The organism is Rhodococcus sp. H36-A4, assembly GCF_027158005.1.
Taxonomy (GTDB): Bacteria; Actinomycetota; Actinomycetes; order Mycobacteriales; family Mycobacteriaceae; genus Rhodococcoides.
Map to the genome: position 1 here is coordinate 197092 of NZ_JAPVLQ010000006.1, position 12873 is coordinate 209964.

The 12873-nt window shown below is 61.9% G+C and carries 13 protein-coding genes; 10 read left to right on the plus strand and 3 right to left on the minus strand.

The window, feature by feature from the left end; all coding sequences use genetic code 11:
- The first annotated feature begins 324 nt into the window (after window positions 1–324).
- From O1W68_RS17560 to O1W68_RS17590, 7 genes are all read left to right on the plus strand, one after another.
- Window positions 325–1854: an NlpC/P60 family protein gene (locus O1W68_RS17560; protein WP_442972393.1), complete on the plus strand. Its 1530-nt coding sequence runs from the start codon at window positions 325–327 to the stop codon at window positions 1852–1854.
- 224 nt (window positions 1855–2078) lie between these two features.
- Window positions 2079–3350, plus strand: a complete 1272-nt coding sequence (locus O1W68_RS17565) for an AAA family ATPase (protein ID WP_442972409.1) — start codon at window positions 2079–2081, stop codon at window positions 3348–3350.
- Entirely contained in the window at window positions 3347–4339 is a 993-nt protein-coding gene (locus O1W68_RS17570) for a DUF58 domain-containing protein (RefSeq protein WP_269305712.1), read from the plus strand. Before O1W68_RS17565 ends, O1W68_RS17570 begins: the two co-directional genes overlap by 4 nt.
- Entirely contained in the window at window positions 4336–5328 is a 993-nt protein-coding gene (locus O1W68_RS17575; RefSeq protein ID WP_269305714.1) for a VWA domain-containing protein, read from the plus strand. The genes O1W68_RS17570 and O1W68_RS17575 overlap by 4 nt, the downstream gene beginning before the upstream one ends.
- A gap of 66 nt (window positions 5329–5394) precedes the next feature.
- Window positions 5395–6117, plus strand: a complete 723-nt coding sequence (gene fabG1 / locus O1W68_RS17580) for a 3-oxoacyl-ACP reductase FabG1 (protein WP_136169040.1) — start codon at window positions 5395–5397, stop codon at window positions 6115–6117.
- 72 nt (window positions 6118–6189) lie between these two features.
- Window positions 6190–7014, plus strand: a complete 825-nt coding sequence (gene inhA, locus O1W68_RS17585) for an NADH-dependent enoyl-ACP reductase InhA (RefSeq protein ID WP_136169039.1) — start codon at window positions 6190–6192, stop codon at window positions 7012–7014.
- Window positions 7015–7127: 113 nt separating this feature from the next.
- Entirely contained in the window at window positions 7128–8195 is a 1068-nt protein-coding gene (locus tag O1W68_RS17590; RefSeq protein ID WP_269305718.1) for a ferrochelatase, read from the plus strand.
- On the opposite strand, the gene O1W68_RS17595 is transcribed toward O1W68_RS17590, so the two are convergent.
- On the minus strand, window positions 8192–9013 hold the full coding sequence (locus O1W68_RS17595) for a hypothetical protein (protein ID WP_269305720.1): 822 nt from the start codon (window positions 9011–9013) through the stop codon (window positions 8192–8194). The two genes, O1W68_RS17590 and O1W68_RS17595, sit on opposite strands and share 4 nt — an antisense overlap.
- Window positions 9014–9088: 75 nt before the next feature.
- Here O1W68_RS17595 and O1W68_RS17600 point away from each other — a divergent pair, with 75 nt between their 5' ends.
- From O1W68_RS17600 to O1W68_RS17610, 3 genes are read left to right on the plus strand one after another with little or no spacing between them, the layout of a single operon-like run.
- Window positions 9089–9895 carry a DUF3097 domain-containing protein gene (locus O1W68_RS17600; protein ID WP_269306069.1) on the plus strand — a complete coding sequence of 269 codons (807 nt, stop codon included), beginning with the start codon at window positions 9089–9091 and terminating at the stop codon, window positions 9893–9895.
- A 41-nt stretch (window positions 9896–9936) separates the two neighbouring features.
- A complete protein-coding gene (locus tag O1W68_RS17605; RefSeq protein ID WP_084349008.1) occupies window positions 9937–10368 on the plus strand; it encodes an NfeD family protein in 432 nt (143 codons plus the stop codon).
- A 4-nt stretch (window positions 10369–10372) separates the two neighbouring features.
- Entirely contained in the window at window positions 10373–11575 is a 1203-nt protein-coding gene (locus O1W68_RS17610; RefSeq protein WP_269305722.1) for an SPFH domain-containing protein, read from the plus strand.
- Between the two features lie 84 nt (window positions 11576–11659).
- Here the strand turns inward: O1W68_RS17610 and O1W68_RS17615 are convergent, their stop codons facing one another.
- Window positions 11660–12178 (minus strand): hypothetical protein, encoded by a 519-nt coding sequence (locus O1W68_RS17615; protein ID WP_269305724.1) that lies wholly within the window; start codon window positions 12176–12178, stop codon window positions 11660–11662.
- A 58-nt stretch (window positions 12179–12236) separates the two neighbouring features.
- Window positions 12237–12842, minus strand: coding sequence for a hypothetical protein (locus tag O1W68_RS17620; RefSeq protein WP_269305726.1), 606 nt, complete (start codon window positions 12840–12842; stop codon window positions 12237–12239).
- Between the last annotated feature and the right edge of the window lie 31 nt (window positions 12843–12873).

The following is a 12873-nucleotide window of genomic DNA, read 5'->3' on the forward strand; positions in this document are numbered from 1 at the left end:
TAAACACCGAGTTCAGGGCATTTGCGCTGGTCGAATTACATATATGTTCTTTGGGACTGGAGTTTCTTTAGTGTGCGAAGTGTCGTACGGTGCCATTGGCACTGCTGGGGAAGGAGTGTCGCAGAGGGCAGAGGTCTATCCGAGTTACCTCGGGTGACGCCTGCTTCGGGTGGGACCGACGTGGTCTACACCTGTGGTGATGCTGCGTGCTTCCTCCCTGCCCGATGAGCGCGAATTCCGGCACCTGATGTGGGTGCTGGGTCCTCTCCTTCGGCGTCGACGATCGATAGAACGTCGCGAGCGCCGGAGCAGAGGGAGACAACTTTGACGCGACGAGCATTCCGCGGGACACGCCGCTGCGCGTTCTCCAAAACCGCGAGAGTCTTCGTTGGGGCCGGAATGGTTGTTGCATTGATAAGCGGCGCTTCCAGCACCGCTCTCGCTGTTCCGCCGCCGCCGCCCAACCCATCCGACTCCGACATTGCCGCCGCGGGCTCCGCGGTAGAGCAACAACTCGGTGCCGTGGGTGCGCTGATCAATCAAGTCGCGTCTGCGAACCAACAGCTCGCCCAACTCGATGCTGACGTGGCGATCAAACGCGAGGACGTCAACAAGGCCCTCGTCGATCTTCAAAATGCTCGCGACGCCGCCGACGTAGCTTCGCAACTCGTCGTCTTTGCTCAGCAGGCTCTCACCGATGCAGGTGTTCGAATCCAGGCGGCACAGCAAAAGTTCAACGATTTCGCCGTGTCGAGCTACACCCAGGGCACAGGCGTCGCCTCGGTGTCCTCGTTCCTCGGATCGAGTGGACCAGACGACGTTCTCGACCGTGCGCAGGTACTGAAGGTTCTGTCGAACAGCCAGAACGCTGTGCTCGACGGTCTCCAACGGGCCAGAACCGAACAGGCCAACCGTGACTCCGCGGCTCGCGAGTCCAAACAACAAGCCGATGCCGCAGCCTCGACAGCAGAGTCCAAGAAAGCAGATGCCGAGGAAGCGATAGCGACCGCCCGCGCCGCGCTCCAAGCCCAGGCAGAACAGAAGGCTGCGATCGAGAGCGAGCGTGACTCAGCGCAGAGTCAGCTCGATTCCGCACGATCGAACGTGGCAGGACTTGCCGATCAGCGCGTCGCCTATTCGACCTGGGAGTCACAGAAGGCAGCGGAGGATGCAGCCATTGCCGCCGCGGCGGCCGCAGCGAAGCAGGCGGCAGTTCAAGCTGCTGCCAGGGTTGCAGCGAACCAGGCTGCGAGTGCGGCTGCGGCTGCCGCAGCAGCAGGTCAACGATCCCACGCCGATATCGACGAAGATCAGGACTCTGTCGTCAGCGACTCCACCGGCAGCGACTCTGCAGGCAGCACGGGCACCACGACACCCACGACACCGAAGAAGCCGCGAAGCTCGGGCCAATCGAGTTCGTCCCTCACCGGCAGTGCAGCAGTCGAGCTCGCCATCGACCGCGGAATGTCCCAGCTGGGCGTCCCGTATTCCTGGGGTGGCGGCGACGAAAACGGACCGACGAAAGGAATCCGGGACGGGGGAGTGGCCGATAGCTACGGCGACTACAACAAGGTCGGCTTCGACTGTTCCGGATTGATGATCTACGCGTTCGGGGGACTCGGCATATCGCTGCCGCACTACACGGGCTATCAATACACGGCAGGCAAACAGGTCCCATCCTCGAACATGAAGCGCGGGGACATGATCTTCTATGGACCGAACGCCAGTCAGCACGTCGCGCTGTATCTGGGCGACGGGAAGATGCTCGAAGCCCCTCAATCCGGTGACATCGTGAAGGTTTCGTCCGTTCGATACGACGGTATGACGCCGTATGCAGTACGTATGGTGTCCTGACGGCATTCTTCGGGGGCCACTCGGTAGGCTCGCCCCACAGGAGACATCGGTAGCCTTGGGGGGCGGCCTCACGGCGCAAGCAGTCATCGTCTGAAATAGTCGATGGTCGATACCGAACGTGCCCGAGAAGTGATTCGATTGAAAGCGGTGAATTCTTGGTGACATCACGTGACGGCGCCGAAGTGAACGGCAGCGTCTCGCAGGACAGCGGTTCGAACGGCAGCATGTCCAAGGGCGGCGCCTCGGGCGGGAATGGATCGGGCCGCACCGATGCGGCAGGGCTCGCACATGATGTGCAGATCCTCGAAAAGGCCGTGTACGAGGTCAAGCGTGTGATCGTCGGCCAGGATCGACTGGTCGAACGGATCCTCGTAGGACTTCTTGCACGCGGCCACGTACTCCTCGAGGGTGTGCCCGGAGTGGCGAAGACCCTTGCAGTGGAAACTTTCGCCAAGGTTGTCGGTGGAACGTTCTCTCGCGTTCAATTCACGCCCGACCTTGTGCCCACAGACCTGATCGGTACACGCATCTATCGGCAGGGGCGCGAAGAATTCGACACCGAACTAGGTCCAGTCGTTGCCAACTTCGTGCTGGCCGACGAGATCAACCGCGCACCCGCAAAAGTACAGTCCGCATTGCTGGAAGTAATGGCGGAGCGGCAAGTGTCCATCGGTGGTCATACCTTCGCGATGCCCGACCCCTTTCTGGTCATGGCGACGCAGAACCCGATCGAGAACGAAGGTGTCTATCCCCTTCCCGAAGCTCAGCGTGACCGGTTCTTGTTCAAAATCGTCGTCGACTACCCCTCTGTCGAGGAAGAACGCGAAATCGTCTACCGGATGGGCACCGCGGTCCCGACTCCGAAGCAAATCCTCGATCCAGAGGAGCTGGTTCGGCTCCAAGACGTCGCGAGTTCGGTGTTCGTTCATCATGCACTCGTCGACTACGTCGTCCGCGTCATCGCTGCGACGAGAACGCCCGAACAACTCGGTCTCGACGACGTCGCAAGTTGGATCGCATACGGCGCGTCTCCGCGAGCAACTCTCGGGATCATCTCGGCATCGCGCGCCCTTGCTCTAGTGCGAGGACGTGATTACGTGGTGCCGCAGGACGTGCTCGAAGTGATCCCCGACGTTCTCCGTCACCGCCTCGTCCTGTCCTACGACGCACTCGCCGACGAGGTGACTCCGGAAGATGTGATCACTCGTATCTTGCAGGCGGTGGGTCTTCCCCAGGTGGCCCCTCAAGCGGTCGGCGCGCAGCAGGTCCCCCGAGCGCCTTTCGTCCCGCAGCAACCGGCGAACCAAGGCGCGGCGCCGCAGCATCCTCCGCAACAGGGAATGCCGCAGCAGGGAGTACCGCAGCAGGGAGTACCGCAGCAGGGAGTGCCGCAGCAGGCATACAACGCAGGCGTGCCACAAGGACAGCCGGGTCCAGCCCCGTCCCTGGACAAATCCGCGGGGAATTCCCCAGCCGTGGGTAGCCAGCAGCAGTGAGCGGGGCACTTGCCCGCGGGGCGGGTCGACCACCCGACTCGCGGCCCCCGTCGTTCCGGAGCGGTGAACTACGTGACCCCACACTCGCTGCGGCGTTGCGCACTTTGGAATTGACAGTCCGCCGCCGTCTCGACGGCGTGTTGCACGGTGACCACCTCGGATTGATTCCGGGACCTGGTTCCGAGCCCGGCGACGCGCGGGAGTACCAGCCTGGTGACGACGTCCGACAGATGGACTGGTCGGTTACCGCTCGGACGACTCACCCGCACGTCCGTCAGTCTGTTGCGGATCGTGAACTGGAAACTTGGATGGTCGTCGATCTGTCGGCCAGTCTCGATTTCGGTACGACGGGGTGCGAGAAGCGAGATCTGGCTGTCGCGGCGGCCGCCGCAATCACCCACTTGACCAGTGGTGGAGGCAATCGCATCGGTGCTGTGGTTGCTACTGGAGCGCAAACGACTCGGATCCCGGCCAGGGGTGGCCGAATCCACTCACAGACGTTGCTCCGGACCATCGCGACCACGCCCAGTGCCGCAGACGGCGTCCGAGGAGATCTTCGTTCGGCCATCGAAGCGCTTCGTCGGCCGCAACGCAGGCGGGGGATGGCAGTGGTGATCAGTGATTTCCTCGGGCCGATCGATTGGGAGCGATCGCTGCGAGCGATCTCTGCACGGCACGACGTGTTGGCGGTGGAAGTACTCGATCCTCGGGACCTCGAATTGCCGGATGTCGGGGATGTAGTCCTCCACGACCCCGAAACAGGCCGCACCCGTGAGTTCAGCACGACGCCGCAGTTGCGTGCTGATTTCGCCGAAGCTGCCGCGTCTCATCGCGAGGACGTGGAGCGTGCGCTTCGTCGCTGTGGTGCTCCGCGACTGACTCTCCGAACCGACGGAGACTGGATAGCGGACGTCGTCCGCTTCGTTTCTTCGCGCCGCCACACCTTCGGTTCCAGCGCAGTCAACTCGGCTCGGGCAGGTCGCCGGTGAGCCTGTCCGAGTTCACCTCGCCGTGGTGGCTGCTGTTTCTGCTCGTCGTTGTCGGTTTGGTCGTCGGTTACGTCGCGGCGCAGCGTCGTCGCCACAAGCACACTTTGCGGTTCTCCAATATGGAATTGTTGGAGACAGTGGCACCGACGCGGCCGAACTACTTGCGTCACGTGCCAACCGCACTCATCCTCGTTGGTCTGCTCCTGCTGACAATTGCATTGGCGGGCCCGACTGCTGATCAGAAAGTGCCGCGGAACCGCGCGACCGTGATACTGGTGATCGACGTGTCGTTGTCAATGGAGGCAACCGACGTCGAACCGTCTCGGTTGGCGGCCGCGCAGGAGGCCGGAAAGTCGTTCGCCGACGGGTTGACTCCGGGTATCAATCTGGGGCTCGTTGCCTTCGCTGGAACGGCATCGGTGCTCGTATCGCCTACCGCTAATCGAGAAGCGACCAAGGCTGCCATCGACAAACTTCAATTGAGCGAACGAACTGCAACTGGTGAGGCGATTTTTACCTCGCTGCAGTCGATCGACACGCTGGGAGCGGTGCTCGGTGGAGGTGATGCGGCCCCGCCTGCTCGAATTGTTCTGTTGTCCGACGGCAAACAGACCGTTCCGGAGAGCCCTGACGATCCGCGGGGTGGATACACCGCTGCGCGCGCCGCGAAGGACAAGAACGTACCGATCTCGACGATTTCTTTCGGGACGAGCTACGGGACAGTCGACATCGAAGACGAGTCCGGAGTCGAACGAGTACCGGTCCCAGTCGACGACCCGTCTTTGCGGGAGATTGCCGATCTTTCCGGTGGAAGCTTCTTCACCGCTTCCTCACTCGAAGAATTGCGCGCGGTGTACGACACGCTGGAAGAGCAAATCGGGTTCGAGATCACCCGTGGAGATGCGAGCCGTCCGTGGTTGATTCTCGGAGTCCTGCTCACAACATTGGGTTTGGGCACGGCTTTGGTTCTCCGACAACGATTGCCCTGATTCCCAGTTATTACTCACCAGTAAGTTTCGCTTTGTCATTCCGGGACGAACAGATAGGTTGCAGGCATGTCCAAACCAGACTTCATTGCTCGATCGGTACTTGTCACGGGAGGGAACCGAGGTATCGGTCTGTCCATCGCTCAGAGGCTTGCGGAGGACGGGCACAAAGTAGCCGTCACGCACCGTGGTTCCGGGGTTCCGGACGGCCTGTTCGGGGTCGTCTGCGACGTCACCGATTCCGAGTCGATCGATGCTGCTTTCAAAGAGGTCGAAGCCAAGCACGGACCGGTCGAGGTTCTGGTGTCGAACGCCGGCATCACTGACGACACGCTGATCATGAGGATGAGCGAGGACCAGTTTTCTCGCGTTATCGATGCCAACCTCACCGGTGCCTTTCGAGTCGCCAAGCGCGCTAGCCGCTCGATGCTTCGTGCCCGCTACGGCCGCTTCATCTTCATCGGATCTGTTGTAGCTCTAGCTGGAACTCCTGGACAGGCCAACTATGCGGCGTCGAAGGCCGGCGTCATCGGGCTTGCTCGATCGCTCACTCGTGAGCTGGGGTCTCGGTCGATCACGGCGAATGTCGTTGCTCCTGGCTTCATCGACACGGAAATGACGCAGGCATTGGACGAGAAGTACCAGGAGATGGCTGTCAGTGCTATTCCACTCGGCCGCAAGGGAAAGACGGACGAGGTTGCCGGCGTCGTCAGTTGGCTTGCCTCCGAGGATGCCGCGTACGTCTCGGGCGCGGTCATTCCCGTCGACGGTGGTCTCGGTATGGGCCACTGACCACTCGGGGATCCGAGTTTTCGCAACTGGTAAACCTCTTTTCTCATTTCGATTCGATCGGTAAGGATGAACATGGGCGGACTGCTCGAAGGAAAGACAATTCTCATCACCGGCATCATCACCGATGCCTCCATCGCGTTCCACGCCGCAGCCATGGCGCAGGAGCAAGGAGCGAAGGTCATCATCACGGGTTTCGATCGGCTTCGGTTGATCGATCGCATCGCGCAGCGCCTACCGAAGGAAGTGCCCCCCGCGATCGAACTCGACGCCACCAACGAGGAGCACCTGTCGGCGCTCGCCGATCGTATTCGTGAAGTAGCCCCCGAAGGCATCGACGGCGTCTTACATTCGATCGCTTTTGCGCCTCGCACACTCATGGGCCCGGGTGCTTTGCCGTTCCTCGAGGGGCCAGGTCCCGACGCGGCACGCGCGTTCGAAATCTCGGCGTGGAGTTACGCGTCGCTGGCGCGGGCTGTTCTGCCTGTCATGAACGAGGGCGGTTCCATCGTCGGGATGGACTTCGATCCGCGTACCTCGATGCCGTACTACAACTGGATGGGCGTGGCGAAGGCTGCACTCGAGTCGGTCAACCGGTACGTGGCTCGTGAAGTAGGCGCCGCGAAGAAGATCAGGTCCAATCTGGTTGCTGCCGGGCCGATCAAGACCCTTGCTGCAAAGGCTATCGCCGGAACGGCTACCGGCGACGCCACCAAGATGAATCAGCTCAACGATTACTGGTCCGGATCGGCGCCGATCGGCTGGGATGTCGACAACCCGACCGTGGTCGCCAAGTCGATCGTGGCGTTGCTGTCGGATTGGTTGCCAGGAACGACCGGCTCGATCGTGTACGTCGACGGCGGTGCCAGCCACAACACCTGGTTGCCCGACGACATGTAGTCCGTCTGGCCTCATGCAAGCATCGACGAGTGGGGGCCTACCAGATGGTGGATCGATGCTTGTATGAGGCAACCTGAGCGAACCTGTTGTCTTCGAGCGCGCACAATGGGGACATGACCGAGTCTGCGGGTTTCGATGCGATCCTGGTTCTTTCCTTCGGCGGCCCGGAGGAGCCTGCACATGTTCGGCCGTTTCTCGAGAATGTGACGCGCGGGCGTGGGGTCCCGCCCGAGCGACTCGACGAGGTAGTCGAGCACTACATGCACTTCGGCGGTGTGTCTCCGATCAATGCGCTCAATCGCGACATTATCTCCGCTGTGGAATCTGAATTCGCCACGGCCGGTGTCGACCTGCCGATCTATTTCGGTAACAGGAACTGGCATCCGATGGTCGAGGACACTCTCGCGCAGATGCAGGCGGACGGTATCGAACGCGCGCTGGTGTTTCCGACGTCGGCGTGGGGTGGTTACTCGGGTTGTCGCCAGTACCACGAGGATGTGGCCAGAGCCAGGGAAGCGGTCGGTTCCGACGCACCCGACCTGGTGAAGATCAGGCAGTATTACGACCATCCCTTGCTGATCGCCGCTTTCGCCGATTCGATTACGGCCGCGATGGATTCGCTTCCCCCCGAGAAACGCTCGAAAGCGAGATTGGTGTTCACAGCACATTCGATTCCGAGCACTGCCGACGCAAATGCCGGGCCTCCGGCTGACGGCGGGCACCTCTACAGCAGGCAAGTGGCTGAAGCGTCCAGGCTCGCTGCGGCAGCCGTCGGTGTGGACGACTACGACCTCGTCTGGCAGTCGCGGTCAGGTCCGCCGCAGGTGCCATGGTTGGAACCTGACATTTGCGACCATTTGGATGCGCTGTCGGACAACGGCGTAGAAGCGGTAGTGGTTTGTCCGGTGGGATTCGTCTCCGATCACCTCGAAGTCGTCTGGGACCTCGACACCGAGGCCGAGGAGAAGGCCAGGGAGCTCAATATCGCTTTCGCGCGGGCCTCGACACCGGGAACGGACCCTCGGTTCGCGCAGATGATCCTCGAACTCGTCGAAGAGCACATCAGCGACGCGACGCCGCGTGGAATCGGAAGTGTCCCGAAGTACGGCTCGACACTCAACGGCAGCCGATGCGCAATTCGATGCTGCGAGCAGCCCGTTCGCCCAACACGGCCCAGCTAGCGGCCGGGCGCCCTGGACTCGATACTGGTGGAGAGTGCTATCGCACGAGCTTTCCTCACCGCAGCCCACAACGGTCTGATCAAATCCTCACGTGCTGCCGCTCCGAGTGCCGTGGCGGGTTCGGTCGGGGAAGAGTGTTGTGCCACCGAAAGAATGGCTGCCACTCGATCTGCCGATTCGAGCACTCGAAGTGCCCGGTCCGACATTTCCGACGGGTAGCGGTGTCGGCCGAGATCGGCGAGTTCGACGGCGATACGTGTTCGGGGGTCTCCCAGTTCGGTTCGCGTCGGTAGTGATTGAAGCGAGCCGAGGGCTTCGGCAGCGCCACGAACCGCTTCACGCATGGCGTATTCGGCTTCCCCGAGCGTGAAGTCGCGCATCGCACGGGCCGGCAGGACGATCGAGAACACCGTCCATCGGAGGACGTCCGGCCCCTCTACGGTCGGTACGAGTCCCAGTCCTCGGGTCTCGGGATCGCCGACCAAAACGGCCTCTCCGGTTTGAATGGCCAGGCGCCCGAACGGACTCTTCGGTGACACGTTCGACGTGGCACCAGGATGGGGGAGGAGGAGTTCGATTGCGGGGTTTGTGCGGTCACTCGGTACCTGAGCGCGAATGAGGGTGAGTAGGCCTGCCACGCCCTCGTCGCGAGGACTCGGCCATGGCAGCCCGGTCTCGAGCGCCGTTTCTTGGTCGCCGGCAACTGCCAGATGCATCGGTGCCCACTCCGCCATCGAATCGATCACGTTGTCGGGCGCGCTGAATCCGGCCAGCCACGAGCTGGCCCAGACGGCAAGGCTTGCACTTGGAGAACTCACGACTTCCAAGCATAGGTCGGCGTGGCGACGCGCGCTCGGGCGTGGGGGTGGCTACCGTTGTCGGCCGTGACGAACATGTACGGCGAAGACATACTTTCAGGACACAGCCGCATGCGAAAGGTACCTGTCCCGCAGGTGCCTGCCGAGCGCGGACTCGTCGTCGAGGACTCCGCTACCGGCTATTGCGGGGCGGTAGTCGGGTTCGAGCGCACGTACGACGGCGATTTCGTACGCCTCGAAGATTCGGCTCGCACGACGCGGTTGTTCGCATTGCGCGAGGCGGCATTTCTGATCGACGGCAAGCGCGTCACCCTCGTGCGTGCGACGGCATCTCCGAAGGCCACGTCGACGCGATCGGCCTCCGGCTCTACCAAGGTAGAGGGGTTGCGTGCTCGTACCGCTCGTGCCAGCCGGATCTGGGTCGAGGGCGTGCACGACGCTGCCCTGGTGGAAAGTGTGTGGGGCCACGACCTCCGAGTAGAGGGAGTCGTCGTAGAGCACCTGGAGGGGCTGGACAATTTGGGTGAGCGCCTGGCCGAATTCGAACCAGGCCCTGGCCGGCGAGTAGGTGTCCTGGTCGACCACCTCGTCACGGGATCCAAGGAGTCGAAATTGACTGCCTCGCTCGGCCCGCACGTACTTGTCACCGGTCACCCGTACATCGACGTGTGGGAAGCCGTCCGGCCGAAGGCTGTCGGAATCAGCGCTTGGCCGAAGATTCCCCGCGGTCAGGATTGGAAGACGGGAATCTGTCGCGAGCTCGGGTGGGGAACTCCGAAGCAGGGTTGGCGACATGTGTATTCGTCGGTCTCGACGTTCCGAGATCTCGAAGCGCCGTTGATCGGAGCGGTCGAACAGCTGGTCGACTTCGTAACCGAGTGAGAGCCGCCGCCCGATGTCCGATTTCTGGTTAGATGGAGGTTGTGGCGGCGATAATTTGGCTCATCGCAGGAATCGCTCTCGCGGCAGCTGAGGCGCTGACGGGAGATTTCTTTCTGCTCATGATCGCCGGTGGTGCTCTAGCCACCGCCGGCATTTCGGCCGTCACGGACTTCCCAGTGTGGGCCGATGCGGTTGTATTCGGACTCGTGTCCTTGGTACTGGTGCTGGGTGTGCGGCCGATGTTGTTGCGACGCTTCGCCGCTCCGCCCGCGCTTGCCACCAACGCTGCCGCGTTGTCGGGCAAGAGTGCGATTGTGCTCGAACAGGTTTCGGCACACGAGGGTCAGGTGAAGCTCGGCGGCGAGGTGTGGACTGCGCGTCCCCTCGACGAATCCGAGGTCTACGCACCGGGAGTGACTGTGACCGTGATGGAAATAGACGGCGCTACTGCCGTCGTGTGGAGGGGACCGTAGTTTTATGGCAGCACTGATCGTTCTCGGCGTCATCGTTCTTCTCGTCGTCATACTCGTGGCCAAATCCGTATCGATCATTCCGCAGGCCGAGGCAGCAGTGATCGAGAGGCTCGGTCGTTATGTTCGCACCGTTTCCGGGCAGCTGACTTTCCTCGTACCGTTCGTCGACCGGATTCGGGCCAAGGTGGACCTGCGAGAGCGTGTCGTGTCGTTCCCGCCGCAACCGGTGATCACCAAGGACAACCTGACTGTTTCGATCGACACCGTTGTTTATTTCCAGGTCACGAATCCCCAGTCCGCGGTATACGAAATCAACAATTACATTGTCGGCGTCGAGCAATTGACCACCACGACGCTGCGTAACGTCGTCGGCGGCATGACGCTGGAAGAAACTCTGACATCCCGTGATCAGATCAACGGCCAACTGCGGGTAGTCCTCGACGAGGCGACGGGTCGATGGGGACTGCGGGTCGCTCGCGTGGAACTGAAGAGCATCGATCCACCTCCGTCGATCCAGGAGTCGATGGAGAAGCAGATGAAGGCGGACCGCGAGAAGCGGGCGACCATTCTTACTGCAGAAGGCCACCGCGAGTCCGCGATCAAGACCGCGGAGGGCGACAAGCAGAGCCGTATCCTTGCCGCCGAGGGCGGAAAACAGGCCTCGATCCTCACAGCTGAAGGCGAGCGTCAGTCTCGCATTCTGCGGGCGGAAGGCGACAGAGCGGCGAAGTATCTGCAGGCTCAAGGTCAGGCAAAAGCAATCGAGAAGGTATTTGCAGCCATCAAGGCAGGAAAGCCGACTCCGGAACTACTTGCCTACCAGTACATGCAGACCCTTCCCCAGATGGCGCAGGGCGACGCCAACAAGGTCTGGATGATCCCGAGCGACTTCGGCGATGCATTGAAGGGTTTTGCCAAGACCCTCGGGACACCAGGCGAGGACGGCGTTTTCCGTTACGAGCCCAGCTCGAGTAGCGGCGACGAGCCCAAGGCTGCAGACGATTCCGAAGAGGTTGCCGAGTGGTTCGAAACGAAAACTGATCCCGCAGTGGCCCAGGCGGTTGCTGCGGCGGAGGCGGTTGCCCGGACACCGGTCGATACCTCGTTGGCGCCTGATCCCAGTCTGATCAAGGGGACGGACGTCGGACAACTTCCTGCACCGCCGCCCGAGACGGATTTGACGGCTCCGCCAGCAGAGCCGAACTAGGCCCCGCACCGACTCATCAGGCTCGAAACATCCCTCGGCACGTCACTTGTGGCGGCCGAGGGATGATGTGTATCTGCCCACAGTTCAGGTGGCGAGTGCCTGTCCGACGCCACAGACGGCGACCGCCCACATGACACTGGCAAAGGTTCCGATGATGAACTGCTCGGATGCCGCGGACGCCTGGGATCCTCGTAGTTCGGGATATCGGGCAAGCCCTTTCACCGCGAGAACGATTGCGATGCCCTCGGGCCATCCGGCGAGGATGGATGCTGCGACTGCGGTGCGCTCGAGCACTCCGATTGTGCGCCCGCCGTGTAGTGGTTCTACGGGCGTGTCCGGGGTCGGTGTCCGGTCGCGTCGCGCTAATCGGAAAACTTCGGCGACTATCGGCGACCCACCCGCTACGGCCGCCAGAACGGTGACGACGTAGGTGGAGGCCAGGGCGAATCCTCGGGCCGGCTCGGTGGTCGTCCCGACCGCTGCCGCCGAGGCCAACAATGTGACAGATAATGCCGCAGGCACCCAACGCGGAACCGAGGCACTCCCCGAGAAGATGGACGCTGTTGCCGACAGCGCCAGAAGTATCAGCGTCACGGCGATCATGAATTCCCCCTATGTGTCGGTGCAGCGTTGCCGAGTGCGGTCGATCGGACCGGAAAATTCAGTGGTGTCGGGTGGTGACGTCGAGTTCGGTGAGTAGTCGCTCGGCGAGGGCGCGTCCGCCTGCCTCGATACTCCACCGAGCTACCGACAACCTCTGGGACATGGCCTGCTTGGTGATCCCCAGAGTCTCCGCCGCGCTTTTCTGCGTATGGCCGCGGGCCATCAGATCCGACGCCGCATGCCCTTGCTCTGTTCTGTCGGTGATGAGTAGAGCAATCAGCGTCAATGCGGTTTCGGCATCTCGGCATGGCGTATCGAGATCGGGATCCGCAGCCGTGACGGCGACTGCAGCGGGTGCGTTCTTGGCGCGAGTGACCGCGTCTCGTGCGGCCTCGAAAGCTGGGCCGCGACCGGCCCGTGTCGTGTCGGGCAGCGGCACTTCGACCTGTCCGACACCGATGCCGACACTCCACGTTTCTAGCCTGAGCAGTGTCAGCGTGAGATCCACGACAGTGTGCGCATCTGTCGCGACTGCCTGGATTTCATCACCTGCCGTACGTTCGAAACCTCGAAGGAGGGGAGCGTGGCGAGTCAGTTCCAGTACCGCTTCGACTCTGTCGATATCGCGTCGACTTCGACGTTGATCCACCGTCATGACAAACATTCGTCAAGCCTAGAAGCTTGATATTACTTAG